The 22,488-nt window shown below is 72.6% G+C and carries 21 protein-coding genes; 9 read left to right on the top strand and 12 right to left on the bottom strand.

Going from position 1 to position 22,488, the window contains the following annotated elements:
• Positions 1–72: 72 nt before the first annotated feature.
• Positions 73–1,134 carry an ATP-binding protein gene (locus ACWFR3_RS28915; protein ID WP_453737578.1) on the bottom strand — a complete coding sequence of 354 codons (1,062 nt, stop codon included), beginning with the start codon at positions 1,132–1,134 and terminating at the stop codon, positions 73–75.
• A 287-nt stretch (positions 1,135–1,421) separates the two neighbouring features.
• On the opposite strand from ACWFR3_RS28915, the gene ACWFR3_RS28910 reads away from it, so the two are divergent.
• Positions 1,422–3,068 (top strand): DUF6345 domain-containing protein, encoded by a 1,647-nt coding sequence (locus ACWFR3_RS28910; RefSeq protein WP_453737577.1) that lies wholly within the window; start codon positions 1,422–1,424, stop codon positions 3,066–3,068.
• Between the two features lie 43 nt (positions 3,069–3,111).
• Here ACWFR3_RS28910 and ACWFR3_RS28905 read toward each other — a convergent pair whose 3' ends face one another.
• The 3 genes from ACWFR3_RS28905 to ACWFR3_RS28895 form a co-directional block, all read right to left on the bottom strand.
• A complete protein-coding gene (locus ACWFR3_RS28905) occupies positions 3,112–4,536 on the bottom strand; it encodes an amino acid permease (protein WP_453737584.1) in 1,425 nt (474 codons plus the stop codon).
• Positions 4,537–4,617: 81 nt separating this feature from the next.
• Positions 4,618–6,687, bottom strand: a complete 2,070-nt coding sequence (locus tag ACWFR3_RS28900; protein WP_453737583.1) for an alkaline phosphatase family protein — start codon at positions 6,685–6,687, stop codon at positions 4,618–4,620.
• Positions 6,688–6,839: 152 nt separating this feature from the next.
• Complete coding sequence (locus tag ACWFR3_RS28895; protein ID WP_453737582.1) at positions 6,840–7,244, bottom strand: hypothetical protein; 405 nt, start codon at positions 7,242–7,244, stop codon at positions 6,840–6,842.
• Positions 7,245–7,361: 117 nt separating this feature from the next.
• Here ACWFR3_RS28895 and ACWFR3_RS28890 point away from each other — a divergent pair, with 117 nt between their 5' ends.
• The gene (locus tag ACWFR3_RS28890) at positions 7,362–8,150 is read left to right on the top strand and encodes an MBL fold metallo-hydrolase (RefSeq protein ID WP_453737576.1); all 789 of its coding nucleotides are present in this window, start codon (positions 7,362–7,364) and stop codon (positions 8,148–8,150) included.
• Positions 8,150–8,773: a DedA family protein gene (locus ACWFR3_RS28885; protein ID WP_453737581.1), complete on the top strand. Its 624-nt coding sequence runs from the start codon at positions 8,150–8,152 to the stop codon at positions 8,771–8,773. The genes ACWFR3_RS28890 and ACWFR3_RS28885 overlap by 1 nt, the downstream gene beginning before the upstream one ends.
• Before the next feature lie 26 nt (positions 8,774–8,799).
• Here the strand turns inward: ACWFR3_RS28885 and ACWFR3_RS28880 are convergent, their stop codons facing one another.
• Positions 8,800–10,026: an aminotransferase class I/II-fold pyridoxal phosphate-dependent enzyme gene (locus ACWFR3_RS28880; protein WP_453737575.1), complete on the bottom strand. Its 1,227-nt coding sequence runs from the start codon at positions 10,024–10,026 to the stop codon at positions 8,800–8,802.
• A 92-nt stretch (positions 10,027–10,118) separates the two neighbouring features.
• Positions 10,119–10,832 (bottom strand): ANTAR domain-containing response regulator, encoded by a 714-nt coding sequence (locus ACWFR3_RS28875; RefSeq protein ID WP_453737574.1) that lies wholly within the window; start codon positions 10,830–10,832, stop codon positions 10,119–10,121.
• 74 nt (positions 10,833–10,906) lie between these two features.
• On the opposite strand from ACWFR3_RS28875, the gene ACWFR3_RS28870 reads away from it, so the two are divergent.
• Positions 10,907–12,067, top strand: a complete 1,161-nt coding sequence (locus ACWFR3_RS28870; protein WP_453737573.1) for a PAS domain-containing protein — start codon at positions 10,907–10,909, stop codon at positions 12,065–12,067.
• On the opposite strand, the gene ACWFR3_RS28865 is transcribed toward ACWFR3_RS28870, so the two are convergent.
• Positions 12,048–12,845 (bottom strand): RNA polymerase sigma factor SigF, encoded by a 798-nt coding sequence (locus ACWFR3_RS28865; RefSeq protein WP_453737572.1) that lies wholly within the window; start codon positions 12,843–12,845, stop codon positions 12,048–12,050. The genes ACWFR3_RS28870 and ACWFR3_RS28865 overlap by 20 nt on opposite strands.
• A 245-nt stretch (positions 12,846–13,090) precedes the next feature.
• Between ACWFR3_RS28865 and ACWFR3_RS28860 the strand changes: the two genes are divergently transcribed.
• Positions 13,091–13,462: a CBS domain-containing protein gene (locus tag ACWFR3_RS28860; protein WP_453737571.1), complete on the top strand. Its 372-nt coding sequence runs from the start codon at positions 13,091–13,093 to the stop codon at positions 13,460–13,462.
• 345 nt (positions 13,463–13,807) lie between these two features.
• Here the strand turns inward: ACWFR3_RS28860 and ACWFR3_RS28855 are convergent, their stop codons facing one another.
• The 3 genes from ACWFR3_RS28855 to ACWFR3_RS28845 form a co-directional block, all read right to left on the bottom strand.
• Positions 13,808–14,803 (bottom strand): AraC family transcriptional regulator, encoded by a 996-nt coding sequence (locus ACWFR3_RS28855; RefSeq protein ID WP_453737570.1) that lies wholly within the window; start codon positions 14,801–14,803, stop codon positions 13,808–13,810.
• A 42-nt stretch (positions 14,804–14,845) separates the two neighbouring features.
• Positions 14,846–15,457 (bottom strand): TIGR03086 family metal-binding protein, encoded by a 612-nt coding sequence (locus tag ACWFR3_RS28850; protein ID WP_453737569.1) that lies wholly within the window; start codon positions 15,455–15,457, stop codon positions 14,846–14,848.
• Between the two features lie 115 nt (positions 15,458–15,572).
• Complete coding sequence (locus ACWFR3_RS28845) at positions 15,573–17,192, bottom strand: ABC-F family ATP-binding cassette domain-containing protein (protein ID WP_453737568.1); 1,620 nt, start codon at positions 17,190–17,192, stop codon at positions 15,573–15,575.
• 175 nt (positions 17,193–17,367) lie between these two features.
• Between ACWFR3_RS28845 and ACWFR3_RS28840 the strand changes: the two genes are divergently transcribed.
• The 3 genes from ACWFR3_RS28840 (at position 17,368) to ACWFR3_RS28830 (ending at position 20,007) form a co-directional block, all read left to right on the top strand.
• Entirely contained in the window at positions 17,368–18,825 is a 1,458-nt protein-coding gene (locus tag ACWFR3_RS28840) for a phosphatase PAP2 family protein (protein WP_453737567.1), read from the top strand.
• Positions 18,826–18,918: 93 nt separating this feature from the next.
• The gene (locus tag ACWFR3_RS28835) at positions 18,919–19,734 is read left to right on the top strand and encodes a class I SAM-dependent methyltransferase (protein ID WP_453737566.1); all 816 of its coding nucleotides are present in this window, start codon (positions 18,919–18,921) and stop codon (positions 19,732–19,734) included.
• A gap of 102 nt (positions 19,735–19,836) precedes the next feature.
• Positions 19,837–20,007, top strand: coding sequence for a hydrophobic protein (locus ACWFR3_RS28830; RefSeq protein WP_453737565.1), 171 nt, complete (start codon positions 19,837–19,839; stop codon positions 20,005–20,007).
• A gap of 48 nt (positions 20,008–20,055) precedes the next feature.
• Here ACWFR3_RS28830 and ACWFR3_RS28825 read toward each other — a convergent pair whose 3' ends face one another.
• Both ACWFR3_RS28825 and ligD read right to left on the bottom strand, forming a co-directional pair.
• Complete coding sequence (locus ACWFR3_RS28825; RefSeq protein ID WP_453737564.1) at positions 20,056–20,823, bottom strand: GvpL/GvpF family gas vesicle protein; 768 nt, start codon at positions 20,821–20,823, stop codon at positions 20,056–20,058.
• A 61-nt stretch (positions 20,824–20,884) separates the two neighbouring features.
• Complete coding sequence (gene ligD, locus ACWFR3_RS28820; RefSeq protein WP_453737563.1) at positions 20,885–21,832, bottom strand: non-homologous end-joining DNA ligase; 948 nt, start codon at positions 21,830–21,832, stop codon at positions 20,885–20,887.
• 135 nt (positions 21,833–21,967) lie between these two features.
• On the opposite strand from ligD, the gene ACWFR3_RS28815 reads away from it, so the two are divergent.
• Positions 21,968–22,486: a hypothetical protein gene (locus ACWFR3_RS28815; RefSeq protein WP_453737562.1), complete on the top strand. Its 519-nt coding sequence runs from the start codon at positions 21,968–21,970 to the stop codon at positions 22,484–22,486.
• Positions 22,487–22,488 lie beyond the last annotated feature (2 nt).

Raw genomic sequence — 22,488 nt, 5'->3', positions numbered from 1 at the left:
GGTCTGGGGCGGAGCCCCAGGTAGGTCCGGGGCGCAGGCACGGTTCTCGGGAAGGGGCGGGGTTGGGGAAAATTAACGCCTTGCTTCCACCAGCCGGGGCATATCCCTAGCCGCCTCCACCAAGAACCACGCCGGAAGCAGCGGATTTCCGTCCGCGTCGTCCGCGATGACGATCTGCGCGACCTCCACCGAGATCTCCGCCAGCTGCACCAGCAGGGACTTCGCCCGGTAAGCAGTCTGGCGGACCGCCGGGGACGCGTGTTCCTTCGAAGAAGGGAGGTCTTTCGCCAGCCGCCCCCGGAAGGATTCCGCGAGGTAGTACAGGAGGTCCCGCTCCTCCGGCCGATGAGGCCACCGCGCGTCGCCCTTCAAAATCGCGTCCAGCCCGAAACGGCTCCGGACCACCTTGACGTAGCCGCAGAACGCCACCGCGTGCGCGGGAGTCAGCGTCCCGTGCGCGACGACCTTCAAGGTCTCCTCGTCCAGCGTCGGCCCGAAGGAATGGAGCGCGTCAGAGAGCATGTGCCACGACCGGGGCGTCGAGAACGGCTCCTCCGTCTTCGGCGGCTTCGACCACAGGTGGTCGGGACGGTCGGTCAGGTAGTCGGTGATCCACGGGTGGATTCCGTGCTCCACCGCCCACCCGAGCCAGTCCGTCGCCGACGCCGAAAGGTGCACGTGGGCAAGGCGGTTGACCAGGGCGGAAGAGATCGGCCGGGCGAGGGCGTTGTCCGTGGCGCGGTTTCCCGCGCCGATCACGATCGACCCCTCGGGCAGCTCGTAGTTGCCTATGCGCCGGTCCAGGATCAGGGAGTAGAACGCCTTCTGTACGTCGGGCGTCGCCGCGTTCAACTCGTCGAGGAACAGGCAGTACGGCTCGTCCCGCGCGATCGACTCCGGCGGGCAGAAGACGGACCGCCCGTCACGGATCTGTGGCACGCCGATGAGGTCCTCAGGAGCGAGCTGTGTGCCAAGGAGGCTCACGCACTCCAGGCCGAGGGAGTCGGCGAACTTTCTTACCAGGGACGACTTTCCGATGCCGGGAGCCCCCCAGATGAAAACGGGCCGCACCGTCGCGAGGCCGAGCAGCAGCTCGGGAATCCTGGCGGGGGTGACACTGACGGCTGCCTGCACGCGCGGGCTCCTTGGAGGTGTTCGAGGGGGGCGCGCAGGTGCGCGGGGTCCGATGCGAACAGTGTGTGCGCTGCGGGAGCCGTGACGCACACCATTTTCCGAAGCGGCGACCGGCACGGGAGCCCGTCGCGTACCACCCGGTAGGCCCCTGGACGGGGTACGTGAGGCGCCGCGCGAGTCCCGGTGCGCGGTCGCTATGGCCTGAATGGCAACTGGGCAAGGCAGTCGGGCGGTGACACCTTGAGGCCCCCTCGCACGGACGAGGAGATCACTCAGGGGGTTTGGCCATGCGCATGAACTACTCGGACCGCGGTCCGTCCCCGCTGGAAGGGGCGAAGCCGGGGGCCGCCGCCACCCGTGACTCGACTTTCGGCTGGTGGGGCGCCTTCAGCATCCAGAAGTTCGTCAATCAGTCCCCTCTCTTCCACACGCACGCCGATGCCACCGGGTGGCTGGCGTACCTCCAGCAGTTCTACGACCGCAACTTCTGGTTCGCGGACGGCGGAGCACAGGTCTGGGCGTACGAGGAGACGTACGACAACTGGCAGGACCGGTACGGCATGGACGCGGTGGTGGCCGTCTACCACTCCGGCCACGGCGGCATGGACAACAACGGCGTCTTCTTCGCGCCGCTCGGCGCGGTCTGGGACGGTCGCAGCGACGCGGTCTCGAACCGGATGGCGCTCGGCAACGAAAAGGCGAACTACGTCTTCTGGTCCACCTGCACCTCGCTGCGGGTCCTCGGCGGGCACTCCCCGATCCGCACCTGGGCGGGGCCCAACATCGGCTTCCGCATGATCTTCGGGTTCGAGACCGTCAGCATCGACAGCCCGGACTACGGCAAGAAGTTCTGGGAGAAGTGGCGGGCCGGGCAGACCTTCACCGACGCCTGGCTGAACGCGAGCTGGGACATCTACAAGGGCCAGGCGCCCTCGGTCGCGGCGGTCGGCGCCAACCAGGCGGAGGCCACGGCCCGGCTCAACGGCGAGCGCACCCTCTACCGCGAGCACGTGCCGGACAACTGGTACGCGTGGCGCTGGTACTACGCGCGCGACAGCCTCAGGGAGCCGATGACGCAGGCGCCGACCAGCCCGCAGATCGTGCAGCTCGCGCCGCGCAATCCGGGCGAGGAGCTCACCAAGCTGGGCCGTATCGCCGACTTCCCGTCGGCGGCCCTGCAAGAGGTGCAGGTCGAGCGGCAGGGCGTGCTGAGCGCCGCCTCCGGCGACCGGACCATCTCGACGGCGCCGCACGCCAACCGGTGGGTCAAGCTCGCCGAGGCCAACCACCGCAACCTGCGTCAGCTGCCCACGGACCGGGCGGTCGAGGCGGCGCGCGCGTTCGCCGAGCAGCACGCCGACGGCGCCGACCTCGTCGTGGACAGCGTGCACGACCTGATGCAGAACTCCGGGGCGAAGGACGGCTCCGAGCTCGGGAAGCCGGTCTCGCTGGAGACCCATGTGACGTTCCGGCAGGTCTTCGGCGGCGTCCCGGTCATCACGCCGGACCGCGGTCTCATCCGCGTCGTCCTGGACAATGACGCCACCGTCGTCCAGGCGCAGATCTCCACCCGTGAGGCCACCGGCACGACGCGCGAGCCGAGCACCGACATCGCGCCGCCGCCCGCGGGCGGCAAGGCCGCTGCGGCGGCGACGCCACGGGCCCGTGACCCGCGCGAGGCGCTGGCGGCGGCGCAGCGGCAGCTGCTCGCCGAGCTCGCCGCCGTGACGGCCGGCGAACCGGGCGGCCAGGGCGCGAAGGGGGCGAAGGCCCAACAGGAGCCCCAGGTCAGGGACGTGCCGGGCACGTTCGACGTCGGCTATGAGATCGAGGGCAACGAGGCCTACCCGGCCGCCCGCAAGCTGATCGAGATCGGCCCGCCCGACGGCATGTTCACCACGCGACGCTGGGTGGTCGCGCCGCTGGCCAGGTAGTCCCGGACCACCGGGAGACCCCGGACCGACGGGGGTCGGGGGATCAGTGGGTGGCGGTCCGCTCCTTGCGGGCCGCCATCCACGCGTAGACGAGCACGCCCGCGAAGAGGAACAGGACGCCCTGGTAGACGGCCGCGTAGCCGGACCCGGCGACGAGCCACATGGAGAACCCGCACGCGATGCCCGCGAGGATGCCGTCCCGCACCAGACGGGCGCGGTCGACGCGCTCGCCCTGCCCGGAGACGAGGAAGTAGAGCTGCGCGGCGGTGGCCAGGAGGTAGGGCACGGTCGCGGTGAACGTGGTGATCAGGACGAGGGATTCGAAGACGCCGCTCGATCCCGCCGTGTAGTTGTAGACGGTCAGGAGCGAGGCGAGGACGACGGTGACCAGAACGCCCACGGTCGGCACGCCGCGCTTCTTCTTGCCGAAGGGGGCGGGGAAGAGCCCGTCCTTGGCGGCGGCGTACGGCGTCTGGGCGCTCAGGAGGGTCCAGCCGTTGAGGGCGCCGAGGATCGACACGACCGCCGCGAGCGCCACCGCCGTACCGCCCCAGGAGCCGCCGAACATGACGTTGACGGCGTCCGAGAAGGGCGCGGTGGAGCCCACGAGCTTGTCGTGGGCGACCGTGCCGAACACGGCGACGGTGCCGAGCAGGTAGACGAGGGCGGCGCCGAGGGTGCCGAGAATGGTGGCGCGCCCGACGTTGCGCCGCGGGTCGCGCACCTCACCGGCGCTGACCGCGGCCGATTCCACGCCCAGGTAGGAGAAGAGCAGGATCGCGGCGGAGGCGGAGATCGCACCGGCCGGGCTGTCGCCGCTCGCCTGGAAGGGACCGAGGTTGGCGCTGTCGAAGAAGAACAGACCGCCCACGGCGACCAGGATCAGCGGCAGGAACTTCAGGACGGTGGCGACGACCTGCACCGCGCCGACGTACCGGGTGCCCGCGAAGTTGGCGAGCGCGGGAAGCAGTTGCAGGACCAGGGCGGCCAGGCAGGCGGTCCACTTGTGGTCGTTGACCGGTATCAGGACGTCCAGGTAGCCGACGGCGGCGACGGCGAGCGCGGCGTTCGACACCCAGGCCGTGGCCCAGTAGGACCAGGCGGCGAGGAAGCCGGCGAAGTCGCCGAACGCGGCGCGTGCGTAGACGTACGGTCCTCCGGTGCGCGGATCGCGCTGCGCGAGCCGCCCGAAGACCAGGGCGAGGGCGATGGCGCCCGCGGTGAGGATGCCGAACGCGACGAGGCTGATGGTCCCGAAGGGGGCGACGGAGGCCGGGAGCAGGAAGATGCCGCCGCCGACGATGTTGCCCATGACGAGGCAGGTGGCGATGGGGAGGCCGAAGCGGCGGGCGTGCTTGCTGTGCTGGTCCGCGGGCTGGTCGGCGAACTTGTCGGCGTGCTGCTCTGTCCGCTGGTCTTCCTGGTCCGGGGCCGGAGCCGGCTGGTTCACGGTTCCGGTGTCGTGCATGGGGGTGGTGCCTCTCATCGTGCCGGTCCCGGGATCGCCGGGGCGTCAGACATGTTCGGGCACGGAGGGAACCGCACAAAATCAGCGTGTTTTGTCCTGCGGGGAAGGGTCTGTGGCCGCAAGAGCTGTGCCGCCAAGGGCGCCTTGCCGGGGATCCTGCGCGGCCGTCGCACCCCCTCCCACCAGCGGAACCTCGGGTCCCTGGTACTCGCCGAGCCACCGTCGAAGCACCTCGTGGACCCGCTCGGCGCCGACGAGTTCCTGCCCCTGGTCGACCGGCGCGGAGAGCACGAGGGGCGACAGGAGGAAGGGGTGGCCCTGGGCGCCGCCGAGCCCGCCGTGCGAGCCGATCTGCTCCTCGAAGGCGAGGACTTCGCCGTCCTGCGGGTCGTACCAGGAGTTGACCATGATGTCGGCGACGTGCGGGAAGCCGTCGGTGCGGCGCACGGCGTCGGCGGCGCCGGGCCCGAAGTCCGTGAGCGGCCCGAGGTCGTCGGGTTTCTCGTCGAGGTACACCTCGCTGCCGCGCGCGCCCAGGACGACCGGGCCGCGGTCCTCGCCGCGTACGAGGAGGAAGCCGACGCCCGGGTGGTTGGCGAGGGTGGGCAGGAGCGCCGGGTGGCGCAGGTCGATCTCCTCGCGGGTCATGCGGTGCGGGACGTCGGGGAAGGAGACGAGGCCGAGGTTGCCGGAGGCGAGCACGACGGGTTCCGCCTCGCCCGCGGGGCGGTCCTTGCCCGCGCCCTCCTCGACGGGGCGGCGCAGCGCGGCGCGCACCGCCGAGCGGGCCTCGGCGCCGCTGTGCGTGCGCCGCGCCTTGCGGGGCACGGGCAGGCCGCAGCCCGCCCTGACCAGGTCGCCGAGGGTGAGGCCGTAGCGGGCGCGGAAGGTCTCGCCGGGGCTCTGGCCGTGGTCGGAGAGGACCACGATGCGGTAGGCGCGGGGAGCGTGTTCGGCGACCTTCGCGATCAGCGCGAGGGAGCGGTCCAGGCGCTGGAGGACCTTGTCGACGTCGCTGCCGCTGGGCCCCGAGTGGTGGGCCACCTCGTCGTACGCCACCAGGTCGGCGTAGACCGCGCTGCGCCCCACGAGCATGTCCCCGATGACCGCGGCGACGACGACGTCGCGCTCGACGACGGTCGCGAAGGCGCGGATGAAGGGGTAGAGCCCGCCCCGGCCGATGCGCGGGCGCTGCTTCCTGAGCCGTGCGCGGGTCGACTCGCCCATCTCGCGGCCGACCTCGGCGACGAAGGACAGGGCGGTGCGCACGGCGTTGGCGGGATCGGAGAAGTAGGCGAAGTATCCGGCGCGCGAGCGGTTCTCCTTGCCGCGGCGTGCGGCCATGGAGAGCACGAGGGCGATCTGCTCGGCGCCGCCGCTGAAGAGGTTGCCGCGGCTCGCGCCGTCGAGGGTGAGGAGGCCGCCGTCGCCGGTGCGCTCGATGGCGCGGCGCTGGAGCTCCACGGCGGACGCGGGCCGGTTGGAGACCATGACCTCGCCGGTGTCCTTCTCGTACCAGCGGAAGGCGGGGACGTCGTGGTTGGAGCCGTGCAGGATGCCGAGCTGGCTCGCCCCGGTCTGGCTCGACCAGTCGGTGCGCCAGGGGGTGAGGCGGTGGCTGGGCTCGCCCTCCTGGCCGAGCCAGCCCGCGATGGTCGGCATCAGGCCGTTGTCCGCGGCGGTGCGCAGGACGTCGTGGCCGACGCCGTCGAGCTGGATGAAGACGGTGCCGGGCGGTACGGGGCCGCTCTGTCCTTCGGCACGGCGGCGGCGCCTGCGGTCGGCCAGGCGGTAGAGGCGGCGGCGGTAGGCGTCGTCGTCGCGGACGGCGAGGGCACCTCCGGTGGCGGAGGCGACGGCGGACATGACGGCGGCGACGACGACGGCGGTCTCGGGGTTGGCCTCACCGCGGCCGTCGGGGATGAGGCTGAGGGCGAGCAGCAGCAGCGAGCCGTTGAGGGCGAAGGCGAGGAGGCCCAGGACCAGCGCGGGCACGAGCAGCAGGGCCCGTACGAGCAGGGGCCACACCAGCGAGGAGAGCAGGCCGAAGGCGCCGGCGCCGAGGGCGGCCGTGCTGGCGATGCGGGTGGCGCTGTCGCCGTTGTCGGACTGCAGCTGGAAGTCGGGCAGGATTCCGGCGAGCGTGAGCATGGTGAGCGTGCTGACAAGCCATACGGCGACGGAGCGCCACACCACGCTGCCGACCGCCCGCCATCGCTCTCGCCCCACGCCGCGCCGCCTCACGTTTCATGACAGATCCGGACACCAGCGTGTCACAGGGTGTACGGCCGGGCGGCGACAGGTCAGCGACCGTCGTATCCCGCGGTCGGCATGGACAGACGCCGGTGGACGTGGGCCTTCATCACCGCGTCGTACGAGGGTTCCGCGAGGCCCGCCGTCTCGATCCGCACTCCGCGCCGCCCGCACTCCGCGGTGAACTCGTCCGGCGAGCGCAGCGCGCTGTCAAGGACCCGGCGGCTGGGCACGACGAAGAGGTCCACGAGCCCCTCGTCGACATCGGCCCAGAGCACGGCATGGTCGGCGGGAAGGCCGCGCACGACGAGTTCGCGCGTGATGACGTACCCCCTGGCGGCGGCCCAGCGCGCGCACATCGCGTGCTGGCTGCGGGAGTCCACCAGGAAGGGGTCGTCGTCCAGTTCCTCCAGCGGTGTCAGGCTGGCGATCGCGGCGACCCGCACCACTGTCACGCTCGCGGCATCTCCCATCGCGTCCCCCTCACCTCTGGCGTCCTCACCACTGGCGTCAGCCGAAGACCCTACTCCTGGCCGTAGGCTCGTAAACAGTCGCGTGAAGGAGGAACCGGAGTGCCGGTGGAGATCACCTGGTGGGGTCATGCCACCTGCACGGTCGAGGATTCGGGTCTGCGGGTGCTCACCGACCCGCTGTTCGCCCGTCGTCTGGCCCATCTGCGCCGGCGCAGAGGCGCGCTCCCGCCGCCCGGGGCGGCCGTCGCCGACGCCGTGCTCCTGTCCCATCTGCACGCCGATCATCTGCATCTGCCCTCCCTCGCGCGGATCGCGCCCGGCACCCGGGTGCTGCTTCCGCGCGGCGCCCGGCGGCAGGTGCCGGGGCTCGCGCGCAGGCTCGCCCACCTGGACCTGGTCGACGTCGTGCCGGGGGACGAGGTGCGGGTCGGCGACCTGAGCGTACGGGTGGTGACGGCGCGGCACGACGGGCGGCGGCTGCCCGTGGGGCCGCACGGCACGCCCGCCCTGGGCTTCGTGGTGCGGGGCGAGGCGCGGACGTACTTCGCCGGGGACACCGGGCTCTTCGACTCGATGGCCGACGAGGTCGGTGAGGTCGACGTGGCGCTGCTCCCGGTCGGCGGCTGGGGGCCCTATCTCGGCCACGGCCATCTCGACGCGGGCCGGGCGGCCCTCGCCCTGGCGAGGCTCGCGCCGCGCAGCGCGGTGCCGGTGCACTACGGCACGTACTGGCCGATCGGCATGGATGCCGTGCGGCCGCACGAGTTCCACACGCCGGGCGAGGAGTTCGTGCGCCAGGCGGCGCGGCTCGCGCCCGATGTGGCGGTGCACCGTCTGGGGCACGGCGAGAGCGTGCGGCCCGAGGTCACCGGAGGAGATCCTCAGTGATCCTCGCCTTGTCCTTCGGGGCCTTCGGGGTGACTCCGGAGTCGACGCAGCAGGCGGTCGGCTATCCCACGTTGTTCCTGCTCATCGTGTTGGGCGCGCTGGTGCCCGTGGTGCCCACGGGCGCGCTCGTCAGCTCGGCCGCCGTGGTGGCCGTGCACCAGACGGCGCCCCTCTCGCTGCTCATCGTGTTCGGGGTGTCGGCGCTCGCCGCGTTCCTCGGGGACATCGCGCTGTACTGGCTCGGCCGGCGCGGCATGCACTCGAAGAACGGCTCGCGCTGGCTCGCGGCGATCCGTGACCGCGCTCCCGAGGACCGTCTCGCGCAGGCGCAGGAGAAGCTCGCGGACCACGGCGTCCTTGTGCTCGTCCTGTCCCGGCTGGTGCCCGCCGGGCGGATTCCGGTGATGCTGGCCTGTCTGATGGCGAAGATGCCGCTGCGCGAGTTCGCCCGCGGGGATGTGCCCGCGTGCCTCGCCTGGGCCCTGACGTACCAGCTGATCGGCATTCTCGGCGGTTCCCTCTTCAAGGAGCCGTGGCAGGGCGTGGTGGTGGCGGTCGCTCTGACGGTGCTGATCAGCACGGCGCCCGCACTGTGGCGCAAGGTCCGGCGGGCCGTGTCCTAGACGGCTGCATCCTGGACAGCTGCGTCCTAGACGGCTGCGCGGAGTTCGTCGAAGACCGCACCGAGGCTGGTCAACGCGCGCTCCACGTGCGGCAGTTCGAGCGCGTCCGCCGCTTCGAGCGAGGTCAGGCGCTCCTGCCCGGTCGAGCCGAGCAGCGGCCAGGTGGACAGGCGTACGCGCAGTGCGCCCGGGTCGTCGCCGAAACGGTGGCCGCCGGGTGCGGGCATGGCGAGGCGTTCGCCGAGGAAGTTCTCCAGGTCCTGCGAGTCGCCGACGCCGCGTGCGGCCAGGTCCTCGCGGAGCGGGCCGAGGTCGGCGTAGAGGTGGCGGCCCGTCTGCGGGGGCCGGGCGAGCGCGCCCGCCGCGAGCACCGCGCGCTGTGCGGCGGCGGCCACGCGCGCGTGCAGGCGGGTCGCACGGGCGAGGCGGTCGGTCACCTCGTCCGGCTCGCCCAGGGCGTACGAAGCCACCGCCCCGACCGGCGCCGCGACGCTCGCGCCGAGCGCGGTGAGAACGTCCAGGGTGCGGTCGCGCAGCGCGGCGCCGCCTTCGCCGGAGGGGAACCGGGCGATCGCGGCGGGCCAGCCCGGCGGCAGGAACGCTCCGCGGAGATCGGCCAGGACCGTCACCCGGTCGGGAGCCATCTCGGCGGGGCCTATGAGCAGGGTGTCGTGCGGCCGGTGCAGGGTGTCGCGCCAGGTCTCGTCGCTGACGACGTGCAGGCCCTCGTCCGCGGCCGCCTCGACGGCCTCGTGCAGCACTTCCGGCGGCGGCACGGTGGCGGTCGGATCGTCGGCGACGGAGAGCACGAGGAGGCGCGGGGTGCCGCCCTCGGCGCGGATGCGGCGGACGGTCTCCAGGAGGGCGTACGGATCGGGGACGCCACCGCACTCGGCGGGCGTCGGCACGTGGTGCACCGACCGGCCGAGCAGCCGCACCTGCGGCTCCCACCAGGCGGGACAGGGGCGCGGGAGCAGGACGTCGCCGCCGCCGATCGCGGCGGTCAGGGCGAGCAGCAGGGGCGCGGCTCCCGGTGCGGCGGCGACCCGGTCCTGCTCCGCGGCCAGGCCCCGCCGGGCCCAGTAGCCGCTCGCGGCGTCCAGGAGGGCGGGGCTGCCGCCGGGCGGTTCGGCGTGGGCGCGGCCTGCGGCACCGGCGAGCACGGCGGAAAGGCCGGGCAGGACGGGCAGGCCCGGCTCCGGCAGGGGAGGTCCGTACCGGACAGGGCCACGGCCTTCGGGTTCCGTCCGCATGTATCCATCGAAACGCGGCGGGCCGCTTCGCGCGCGCGGGAGGCTTCGGCCTGGTGGATTCGGCCGAGTGGATGCGCCGGGGCGCCGCGGGGTCAGTCTTCGGCGGCCAGCTGCGAGAGTTCGCGCTCGATGCCCTTGCCCCGCGTCCGGACCACCGCCGATGCGACGTCGGCAAGCTTGCGGTTCGTGGTCTGGGAGATGCGGCGCAGCATCGTGAAGGCCCTGTCCGCGTCGCAGGTCAGGACGTGCATGACGATGCCGCATGCCTGGTCGACCACGGGTCGGGTGCGCAGGGCCGTGCCGAGGTGGTCGAGCTCGGCGAGGGCCGCGCGGTAGCGCCGGTCGCGGACCAGGCCCGTGGTGGCGAGGTCACCGAAGGCCCGGGCGGGGCCGTGCGGGACGTCGTCGAGGGCGTCGGGGCGGAAGCTGAACAGGGTCAGGGTGACCGTGAGCCCCGCGCGCTGGAAGGGGAGCGTGATGCTGGAGCGCAGGCCGGAGTCGAGCGCCATGGCGCGGTACTCGGGCCACCGATCGTCCCGCAGCAGATCACCGGTCTCCACCGGTGCACCGCGCTCCTGTGCGGCCGGGATGGGTCCGTCGCCCGAGCGCAGCTGGACGGCGACGAGCCCCGCAAGGTCGGGATGGGTCACCGCCGCGGGGTGTTCGCTGCCGCCTTCCGAGACGGTCGTGCCCGCGCCGCAGCAGGCGCTGGTGCAGCGCACGGCCTGTTCGGCGAGTTCGGAGAGCCTGCGTCCCGGCATCGCTGATTCCGGTCCTGCCAGGTCCGGTTCGGGTGTGAGGGGCATGATGTTTCCTCCTCCTTGTCACCGCGTTCCCGTGAGACCCTCCGGAAAACGCCCCCAGCAGTTACGTTCAGCACATGGCCAAGACGGAGGAGTTCGGTGAAGACATCGCCGATTTCGTGCGCCGTGTCACCGAGTTGAAATCGGCCCGCTCCGTACCGCCGGACGACCTCGGCACGGTCCTCGACGCGGCGATCTTCGAACTCGACCAGGTCGCCCACCGTTTGATACCCCTCTACGAACAACTCGCCGCGGACGGCCACCTCGGCGGCAGTGTGCCCGACCGGGACGAGCAGCGGCTCCTGCAGGCCATTTTCCAGCGCCTCCCCCTGCCCGTCGCCCTGGTCGACCGGGAGTCGGTGGTCCGGCGGATGAACTTCGCGGCGACCGGCTTCACGGGCGCTCGCGCCGGATACGCGACCGGCAGACCCCTGACCGGATTCCTGCTGCACGCGGACCGGGTCGCCTTCCGCTCGCAGACCGCTGCGGTCGCCCGCGGCGACGGCGACCGCAGCCTCACCGTCCACCTCCAGCGCAGTCCGCACCTCCCGGTCCGCGCCACGCTCACCGCGCTGCGGCCGGGGGCCGAGCCGCGCACCGCCGTCCTGGTGGTGCTGCAGCCGGCCGCCCGGCCCACCGGCTCGCGCGGGGCGCCGCAGGAGACCTTCCGGGCGCACGCGCCCGCTCCCGACCTCGGCGAGGCGACCCGGCACGCGGCCCGTCTCGACCTCTCGGACGCCATGACCACCGCGCTGCTCACCGCTCCCGCCGGGGACCGCGCGGCCGTGCTCGAACGCGCCGCCGGTGTCCTGCACCCGCGGTTCGCGGACTGGGTGATCGCCGACGAAGGGGCCGCGCGGCAGCGGCGTACGACCGTCCTCGGGCCGGAGGACGCGCCGGTCGGCGACGTACTCGCGCAGGACCCCGCCGCGTGCCCCCTCGTCGCCGAGGCGGCACGGGGCGGGGCGCCCACGCTCCAGGTCCGTCCGGAGGACCCGGAGTCTTTCGGACGGGACGCCTCCGGCGCCCCCGTCCTGGTACGCGCGCAGGTGACGTCCCTGCTGTGCGTGCCGCTGAGGGGGCGCCCGGACGGCCCGGTGGAAGGGGTGCTCACGCTGTTCAGGAGCGGGGCTCGTCTTGCCTTCTCGATGGCCGAGGCGCAGGCGGTCGACGTGATGTCCCGCCACATCGCGCTGGCCATGGCCCGGCGCGCGGGAGCTAGGCGGCGTCCTGCATGACCTGGTCGCGCAGGCGGTCGCAGCAGCGGCTGATCAGCCGGGAGACGTGCATCTGGGAGATGCCGAGCCGCTCGGCGATGCGGCTCTGCGTCATGTCGCCGAAGAAGCGCATGTAGAGGATGTCGCGTTCCCGCTCCGGCAGCGCGGCGATGCGCGGCTTGACGGCTTCGCGGTCGATGACGACATCGAGCGCGGGGTCGGGTGCGCCGATCGCGTCCCGCAGCGCGTATCCGTCCTCGCTGCCCGGCAGTTCGGCGTCCAGGGAGAGCGCGGTGAAGCTGTCGAGGGCCTCCAGACCGGCGGCCGTGTCCTCCTCGGACAGCTGCGCCTTCTCGGCGATCTCCACGAGGGTCGGCGCGCGGCCGGGGACGGTCTGGGTCAGCTCCTGGCGGGCGAACCGGACGCGGTTGCGCAAGTCCTGTACCCGGCGCGGCACATGGAGGGTCCACATGTGGTCGCGGAAGTGGCGCTTGATCTCGCCGGTGACGGTCGGCACGGCGTAGCTCTCGAAGGCGCTGCCGCGCTCGGGGTCGTACCGGTCGACGGCCTTGACCAGGCCGAGTGCCGCGACCTGGCGCAAGTCGTCCAGTGCCTCGCCGCGGTTGCGGAACCGGCCCGCGAGCCGCTCGGCCATCGGCAGCCAGGCCTTGACCAGTTCCTGGCGCAGTGCGTCGCGTTCGGGACCGTGCGGCATCTCGGTGAGCCTGCGGAAAGCGGCGGCCGTGTCGGGGGCGTCGTCGTGCGGATGGCGCTTCGTCTGTCGCGCGTCGGATCGCATGATGCGTCGCAACTCCCTCGGGGGGTGCCTTGGGTTGAAGGGTCACCGTGGGATGCGCGCCAGGCCACGGCAGGGCACACCCGGGCGAGCGGAGCCGCTCCCACGGACGTGCCTCCGGTCCGAAGCACTGTCCAGTCCGCCTGCCCCGAGGTCCCGGCGACAAACAAACGCGTGCCGACCCCGCATGGTCCGGCCGCACAGGGGTACTGCGGCGGGGCCCGGACACCCCACAGAAAGGCCCAGCCATGGCTGTTGTCGTCAGGGACGTCATGACACCGGGAATCGTGGCGATAGGACCCGATGCCTCGCTGGTGGAAGCGGCGCAGCTGATGCGCGCGCAGGACATCGGTCATGTCCTGGTGGCCACGGCCGGCCGGGTGGTCGGCGTGCTCACCGACCGGGACATCACGCTGCGGGCCGTCGCCGACGGCGCCGATCCCCTTACCGTCAGCGCGCAGGCCGTGTGTACGCCAAATCCGGTGATGGTCGCGCCGGATGACGCGGTGTCCTCGGCGGTCAGCCTGATGCTCGAGTACGCCGTGCGCAGGCTGCCCGTCGTCGAGGACGGTCAGCCGGTGGGCATGGTGACCCTCTCGGATCTCGCCGAGTCCGCCTGAAGGGCGGACACGGAACGCGGCCGGCGACGGACCCGGCCCTCGGGCCGGGCGGGGTCCTGGCCCGGTCCGCAGGGAGCGGGTCCGGTTGCACGGGTGGTGCAGGGGGAGCGACCGGACCCGCGGCGCGGGCCCGGCCCGGCCATTGGCCGGGCCGGATCATCCCCGGCGGTCCGTCACGGTCGTTGCCCCCGGAGCGGGTTACGCACCCCGGACAGCGACCGGCCCAACCGGCGACAGGTGAAACGATAAATCCATCACCCCCCGGGCCACGATCCGCTGAGCGCAGCCGCTGTCCGCATAGCGCACGGCCCTGCGACGCGGGCAGGCCGACTCGTCACCGGCGGTTCAGCTCCGCAGCGTCTCGGACGGCAGCTCCCCGAACCGGGCGTGGTACTGCTCGGCGAACCTCCCCAGATGGCTGAAGCCCCACCGGTGCGCCACCTCACTCACGCTGAGCGCTCCGGGCTCCGCCGCCCGCAGTTCGTCGCGCACGCGGGTCAGCCGCACGTCACGCACGTACGCCATCGGCGACATGCCCACGTAGCGGCGGAACGCCTCCTGGAGCCAGCGCACCCCGACCCGCGCCTCGGCGGCGAGCCCGGCGGGCGTGAACGGATGCTCGGGCCGCTCGTGGACGGCGTCCATCGCACGCTTCACCGGCGCCGGGCGCAGCCTCCGTGCCGGAGCGCTGAGCTCGGCGCGGAAGGGATGTTCGACGGCGAGCAGAAAGCCGCTCAGGATCGCCTCCTGGAGGGGCGCCGCCACCAGCGGTGACGTGTAGAGCGACGTCCGGGCCTGCGGCGCCGCGTCGGGCTCCTCTTGCAGGTCCTGGATGACCGTGGTGACGAGCCTGCTCCAGCTGCGGCCGGGACCACGGGTGGTGTCGAGTTCGGGCGCGAGCGTCAGCGGGGCGCGGGCGGGCCTGCCGATGAGTTGTTCGAGGCGTTGCTCCAGCGCCTCGCGGTCCATCTTCACGGCGAGCACCCGGCAGTCGCCTGTCCAGCGCTCCACCACCGTGTCGCCGACGGGCTGGAACACCCCGGCCCGCTCCGCCGTCGCGACGGTGCTCGCGCCGCCGCCCTGGCGGAAGTACATCTGCCCGCCGAGCGGGATGTTCACGTGGTACGCGCCCAGTTCGCCGACCCGCATCCGCACATCGGCGCCGCAGCTCAGCTCGCCGACGGTGAGCGCGCCGAGCCGTCCGATGTCGAACTCGGCCCTAAAGGGCCGCTGTCCGTCGATGACGTCCATGAAATTGCTGTAGAACGTGGCACCGATCATCTTCCGTGCCTCGTCCACGTCCGCGGTCCTGAAGGACGTCTTCAACGCCTCAGTACTCACGCGTGACCACCTGCTCCCCCGCCGTCACTCGTGCACCCGCGGCTACACCTTGCGCCCCAGCAGACTCAGAAGCTGGGTCTGCTCGTCGGCGCCCTGTGGTGGTTCCACCGCGGGGGCGAAGAGCCCGGTCTTCGCCAAGTCCGCAGCGTACGGCTTGATTTCCCGTAGCGAGAAGGAGACGAGGTCATCCGGAAGCTTTTCGTCCGCGCCGATGGCCCTGGAGAGGTCCCAGGCGTGCACGACGAGGTCGCTGATCATCTGCCCGCAGTAGAAGTCGGCGTCCGAGTCGCCGGAGGAGAGATGGACCGTGCGGTCGAGGGCGCCCTGCTCGCGGAACGCCTCGCGGGACGCCTCGGCGGCCGTGTCCCAGGAGGCCACCGGGTCGGGGCCGAGCATGTCGCCGTCGAAGGCGTCGCCGACCGAGTCGATGGTGGCGCCGTCACGGACCAGTGAGGGCACCCAGAGCTGCTCGGTGGTGAGGTGGTTGACGAGGTCGTGCACGGACCAGTCGGCGCACGGCGTGTCCGCGTCCCACTGGTCGCCGCCGACCGCGTGCACCCGGTCCGTGAACAGTTCCAGGGCGGCCGCGTGCCGGGCGAGGAGCGGGTGGCCCGCCTGGTCGGACGGGCCTGCTGTGCCAGTCGTGTCTGCCATACCCGCCATTGTCCTCCCGGAGCCGGGAGGCGCTACCGCTTGCCGTTCTTCCGGAGCCGGAAGGGGCTGCCCGCCCGCGGCCCTTCTGCGGCCCTGCTGCGGCCGGAACGCGCCGCTACCGCGCGCGCTCCACCCGCCGCTCGTCCCACACCGGCTCCTGCGTCTCGCGTACGAGACCGTCGCTGCCGAAGACGAGATAACGGTCGAAGGAACGGGCGAACCAGCGGTCGTGCGTCACGGCGAGCACCGTCCCTTCGTACGCTTCGAGGCCCTCCTGGAGCGCCTCGGCCGATTCCAGGTCGAGGTTGTCGGTGGGCTCGTCGAGCAGCAGGGCGGTGGAGCCCTCCAGCTCCAGGAGCAGGATCTGGAAGCGCGCCTGCTGGCCGCCCGAGAGCCGCTCGAAGCGCTGCTCGGCCTGTCCGGTGAGCTCGTACCGGCGCAGGCGCGACATGGCGGGTCCCTTGGCCTGGGCGTGCTCGCGCCACAGGATGTCCAGGAGGGTGCGGCCGAAGAGCTCCGGGTGGGCGTGGGTCTGCGCGAAGTGTCCCGCCACGACGCGCGCGCCGAGCTTCCACTCGCCGGTGTGCGCGACGTCGCCGCCGGCCAGGAGGCGCAGGAAGTGCGACTTGCCCGAGCCGTTCGAGCCGAGGACGGCCACGCGCTCGCCGTAGAAGACCTCCAGGTCGAAGGGCTTCATCAGGCCCGTCAGCTCAAGACCCTTGCAGGTGATGGCCCGGATGCCCGTGCGCCCGCCGTGCAGCCGCATCGTGATGTCCTGCTCGCGCGGCGGCTCGGGCGGCGGCCCCGCCTCCTCGAACTTGCGAAGGCGGGTCTGCGCGGCGGCGTACCGCGAGGCGAGCTCATGGCTGATGGATGCGGCCTGGCGCAGGCTGAGCACCAGCTTCTTCAGCTGGGCGTGCTTCTCGTCCCAGCGCCTGCGCAGCTCCTCGAAGCGCGCGAACCGCTCGCGCCGCGCCTCGTGGAAGGTGGCGAAGCCGCCGCCGTGCACCCAGGCGTCGGCGCCCGCGGGACCCGGCTCGACGCTGACGATCTTCTCGGCGGCGCGGGAGAGGAGCTCGCGGTCGTGCGAGACGAACAGGACGGTCTTGCGGGTCTCCTTGAGGCGCTCCTCGAGCCAGCGCTTTCCGGGAACGTCGAGGTAGTTGTCCGGCTCGTCCAGGAGCAGCACCTCGTCGCCGCCGCGCAGCAGGGCTTCGAGCACCAGGCGCTTCTGCTCGCCGCCGGAGAGCGTGCGGACCTCGCGGAACTGCGCCTTGTCGTACGGGATGCCGAGCGCGGCGGTGGTGCACATGTCCCAGAGCGTCTCGGCCTCGTAGCCGTGGGCCTCGGCCCAGTCGGAGAGCGCCTGGGCGTACTGGAGCTGGGCGGCCTCGTCGTCGACGGTCATGATCAGGTGCTCGGCGACGTCCACGGCCTTCGCGGTCTCGCGGATACGTGCGTTGGACACGGAGACGAGCAGGTCGCGCACGGTCGTCTCGTCGCGCACGGAGCCCACGAACTGCGGCATGACGCCGAGGCCGCCGCTGACGGTGACGGAGCCGCCGTGCGGCTGGATCTCGCCCGAGATGAGGCGGAGCAAGGTCGTCTTGCCCGCGCCGTTCGCCCCGACGAGGGCGACGACGGCGCCCTCACCGACCCGGAATGAGACATCGCCGAGCAGAGCCCGGCCGTCCGGCAGGTAGTACTCGATGTGCGCGGCTTCCAGATGTCCCATGCGGGGATTGTCTGTGTCGGGTGCACGTTGCTGCAAATGCGTTTCGTCATGCCCTTCCGGGCCGGACGGTCCCGGCGCGGCTCCCGGCCCGGCTCCCGGCCGTCCGGCGGGTCGGTTTTCCGACATGTCCGGCCCCCGCGGGCAAGGAAGCGGCCCCGGGGGGTATCCGCCCTCCATGCCTCTGCGAACGCGCCTCATCGCCCTGGACCACCGGACCTTCGACGCGATCGCCACCCGGCACTGGCCGGGCGCCGACCGCTTCCTGCCCCGCCTGAGCCGCAGCGCGAACCACGGCCTGCTCTGGTTCGGTGTGGCCGCCGGGATAGCGACGACCGGCTCGCCCCGCGCGCGGCGTGCCGCGCTGCGCGGGAGCACGTCGCTCGCGCTCGCCTCCGCCGCCGTCAACACCCTCGGCAAGCGCTCGGTGCGCCGGGCCAGGCCGATGCTCGACGGGGTGCCGCTGATGCGCCGGCTGAAGCGGCAGCCGCTCACCACGTCCTTCCCCTCGGGGCACTCCGCGTCGGCAGCCGCCTTCGCCACCGGCGTCGCGCTGGAGTCGCGGGGGTGGGGCGCCGGTGTCGCGCCCGTCGCGGGTGCCGTCGCGCTGTCCCGCGTCTACACCGGCGTGCACTTCCCGAGCGATGTCCTCGCGGGGGCGGCGCTCGGCGCGGGGGCGGCCTTCGCGGTGCGCGGCATGGTGCCGACCCGGGACCTGCTGCCGCCGCCGGGCAGGCCCCGCGTGGACGCCCCCGCCCTGCGCGGCGGCAAGGGTCTGGTGCTCGTGGTCAACACCGCCGCCCGCGCGCCGGAACGTGCCGGGGCGCTGCTCGAAGCCCTGCCGCTCGCCGAGGTCGTCCAGTGCCTGCCGGAGGATTTGGGCGCCGAGCTGGAGAAGGCCGCCGGGCGGGCCCGGGTGCTCGGGGTGTGCGGCGGGGACGGCACGGTCAACGCCGCGGTGCCGGTCGCCCTGCGCCACCGGCTGCCGCTCGCGGTCCTGCCGGGCGGCACGCTCAACCACTTCGCGTACGACATCGGGGTCGAGGAGCCGCGTGATCTCCGCCGTGCCGTCGAGGCGGGGGACGCGGTCGCCGTGGACGTCGGGCGCTTCAGCTCCGGGAGCGGCCCGCGGGGCTACTTCCTCAACTCCTTCAGCCTCGGTGTCTACCCCGAGCTCGTGCGGCTGCGCGACCGCTGGGCCCACCGCATCGGCAGCCGGGCCGCCGCCGCCCTCGCCGCCGCCCGGCTGCTCCGTTCGGACCGGCAGCCGCTGAACGCCGAATTCCGGGGCAGGCAGCGGGCGTTGTGGCTGCTCTTCGCGGGCAACTGCACCTATCACCGGCTGGGGTTCACTCCCGGCCGCAGGGTCGACCTGGCCGACGGGCTGCTCGACGTACGCATCGTGCACGGCGGTCGCAAGCCGGGTACGCGGCTGCTCGCCGCGGCGCTCGCGGGGCCGGTCAGGCGCTCTCCGGCGCAGGCCGCCGCGCGGCTGCCCGGACTGCGGATCGACGGTCTGGAGACGGGAACGGTGGCGGCCTTCGACGGTGAAGTGGCCACCGTTCAGGGCGGGTTGCTCATCGACAAGCTGCCCGAGGCGCTGACCGTGTACCGGCCGCTCCCTGCCGGGCAGTGACCACATAGTGATATGCGGGTCTCATTATTCGACATGACGGCGTAGCGTTCGGTCCACCGCAGCGAGCGGCAGCGAACGCGAAGGAGTCCCGTCATGCCGGAGGAGACCGCCGTATACACGCACGGACATCACGAGTCCGTCCTGCGCTCCCACACCTGGCGGACCGCCGCCAACTCGGCCGCCTATCTCGTCGGCTCGGTGAAGCCGCACATGCGGATCCTGGACATCGGCTGCGGGCCCGGCACCATCACCGCCGACCTGGCCGAGCTGGTCCCCGACGGTCACGTCACGGGCGTCGACCACGCACCCGGCATCCTGGACCGCGCCCGCGCGACGGCTGCCGAACGGGGCCTGGAGAACGTGGAGTTCGCCGTCGCCGACGTACACGCCCTGGACTATCCGGACGACACCTTCTGCGTCGTGCACGCCCACCAGGTGCTCCAGCACGTCGGCGACCCGGTGCGCGCCCTGAGCGAGATGCGGCGCGTCTGTGCGCCCGGCGGCATCGTCGCCGTCCGCGACGCGGACTACTCGGCGATGACCTGGCACCCGGCCTCCCCCGTCATGGACGACTGGCTCGACCTGTACCTGCGGGTGGCCCGCGCCAACGGCGGCGAGCCGGACGCGGGACGCCGCCTGAAGTCCTGGGCGCTGGAGGCGGGTTTCGGGGCCGGTGACATCACCGCGAGCGCGGGCACCTGGTGCTACAGCTCGGCACAGGAGCGGGCCTGGTGGAGCGGGCTCTGGGCGGACCGCACGGTCGCCTCCTCGTACGCCGAACGCGCCGTCGAGGGCGGGCATGCCGACGCGGGTGAGCTGCGGGCCGTCGCCGACGCGTGGCGTCAGTGGGGAGAGCGGGAGGACGGCTGGTTCGCCGTGCTGCACGGGGAGATCCTCTGCCGCAAGTGACGCGCGAGGCGGGACGCACGGTCGCGAGCCGGGCACGGGTTTCCAATTGGCTGCGTAGAGCGCCTAGTTGGGGACACTCGGGACAGCAGGAGGTACGACATCATGGTTCCTGTCCTGCTCGTCCTGCTGCTTGCCCTGCTCCTCTTCGGTGCGGGGTTCGCCGTGAAGATTCTCTGGTGGATCGCCATCGCCGTGCTCGTGATCTGGCTGGTCGGATTCCTGATGCGCAGCACGACGGCCTCCGGAACGAGGTCCCGCTGGTACCGGTGGTAGCCGTACGGCGTTCGCGGACACACTCGTCCCACAAGTCAATCCGACAGGTCAAAGAGCCCGCGGGCCTCGGTCCGCGGGCTCTGCCGCGCCCGGATCGACGAAATCGACGAAGCTGTACGGGGGCAGCGGACCGCGCACCCGAAGATCCAAGTGGGGCTGGTCCGCGCGCAGTTCGTCCACCGCACAGAGGAATCCCCCGGCCGAGTCGCGGTGCACGAGGAAGGAGAGATCGGTCAGCCGACCCTCCCCTTCCGGCCCCGCACGGACCGCTTCGGTGGTCGGTTCGAGGGCGCGCCGCACATGGTCGGCGTCGCTCGCCTCCCGCGCCCGTACGGTCGCCGCGACCTTCGCGCCCAGATCCAGCTTCTGCTCGTGACTGCCGCCGCTGCGCAGCTGGCTGGCCTCGACCATGGCACGCAGTTCCGGGTTCTCGCCGAGGACCTGGTGCAGGACGGCCCGTTCGTTGTGGGAGGCCTTCACGTTGTACTCGACCCTGCCGTCAAGGGCGCGCAGCCGCTCGGCGTAGTGGTCGGCCCGCTCCGCGAGGACCGTCGAGACCGCCCCGTCGTCGGGCGCGAGGCTGCCGAAACGCATCGGGAGCACGGCGCCCAGGGCACCCGCCTCGGTCAGGACGCAGTGGTGCGCCTCCAGGTCGCGCTGTCCGGCCCTCAGGTCCCCGGGGACATCGCTGACCAGCGCGGCCAGCTCCCCGCAGCGCACGATCCTGACGGGTAAGGGCGGTGTGCCGATGCCGTCCATGCCGTCCGGCAGATCCGGGTGCGGTCCGGCGACGATGCCGTAGATGTAGGTGCTCACTGGTCTCGCTCCTCACTCCGCAGCAAGAAGTCCGGGTGACCCTGCGTGCCCGGGCCAAACCTCAGCCGCGCAGCGCGCGCAGCTTGCGGCGGGCCGGGCCCAGGGCGCGCCCCGAGCGGAGCAGGCCCGCCCAGGGGTCGGTGCGCGCCTGCTCGACGGCGTCCTCGATGGTCCAGCGGCGGGCCGAGAGCGCGGGGTCGTCGATGTCCTCCCAGGCGACGGGCACGGCCACCGGGGCGCCCGGCCGCGCGCGGACCGAGAAGGGGGCGACGGCGGTCTGCGCGTACGCGTTGCGCTGCACGTCGAGATAGAGGCGGTCGCCCCGGTCCTTCTTGCGGGCGGCCGTGGTGAGCCTCTCGGGGTGGGCCAGGGCGAGGGTCTCGGCGACATCCTTCGCGAAGGCGCGTACGTCGTCGAAGTCGTGGCGGCCGTTGAGGGGCACGATGACGTGCAGTCCGCGCGAGCCCGTGGTCATCAGGGCGGACGGAAGGCCGATGTGGTCGAGCAGTTCCCCCGTGAGCCGCGCCGCTTCGCGCACCGGCCCGAAGTCGTCCCCGGCCGGGTCGAGGTCGAAGACGAGCCGGTCGGGGTGATCGACCCCGCCGGCGCCGCCGACCCGGGACATCCAGCGGTGCAGCGTGAGGCAGGCCTGGTCGGCGAGGTAGAGGAGGGTGGCGGTGTCGTCGCACACGGTGTGCGTGAGCGTGCCGCCCTCCTTGGCGACCTCGGCGCGGGTGATCCAGTCCGGGTAGTGGTCGGGGGTGTCCTTCTGCATGAAGCGGGGCCCGTCGACGCCGTCCGGGTGCCGTTCCAGCATCAAGGGGCGGCCGCGCAGGTGGGGCAGCATGAACGGGGCGACGGCCCGGTAGTAGTCGGCGAGGTCGCTCTTGGTGTGACTCACGGAGCCCTGCGAACCGCCGGGCGGGAAGAGGACCTTGTCGGGACGGCTCAGGCGTACGGTGCGGCGTCCCGCCCGCAGTGTCCGTGTGCTGGTCGTGCGGGGTGTCATGTGGGGTTCCTTTCATGCTGCGCGGGGGTGCTGACAACACCCGGGGACGGGGGCCGACAGGCGTGCCCCCGGCCGCGTACGCCGGAAGGATTCAGAAGGACGGTTCAGGTCGGACCGTAGTGAGCGAGGCACACCGTGGCGAACGAAACGCACAGAACTCCGGTACACCCGCGACGGGAGCGGACGGGCGGCGCGCTGCCCTCCGCTCCCCCGCCCGTGCAGGCCGCGTTCGCCCTCTGGATCACCGCGGTCGTGGCGGGCTTCTTCGAGGCGGTGCTCATGGCAGGCAGGCTGATCGCCGACGGCGGCACGTCCGCCGGGGAGCTCTCCGGCGGCCTGGTGCCGCGGATGGCCGTGTGCTCGGCGGCCGTCCTGCTCGCCGTCCAGCTGCGCCGCGGCAGGAACCGGGCCCGCCTGGCGCTCGCCGCGGGACTCGGCGTCCTCGGCACGCTGTCCCTGGTGGCCGAACCCGTCCGGTGGCTCGCCGACCACCCCCTGGGCGACGCCTTTCGGGACGTGGGGGCGGTGGACGTCCTGTTCGGCGCGAGCCGCGTCCTGCAGCTCAGCGCGGTGCTCACCGCGCTGGTCCTGATGTTCCGGCCCGCGGCCAACGCCTGGTTCAGGGCGCGGGCCGCGGAATCCGGCAGGCACTGACC

It is taken from the genome of Streptomyces sp. NPDC055189 (assembly GCF_053606765.1).
This window is presented reverse-complemented; position numbering and strand designations above follow the sequence as displayed.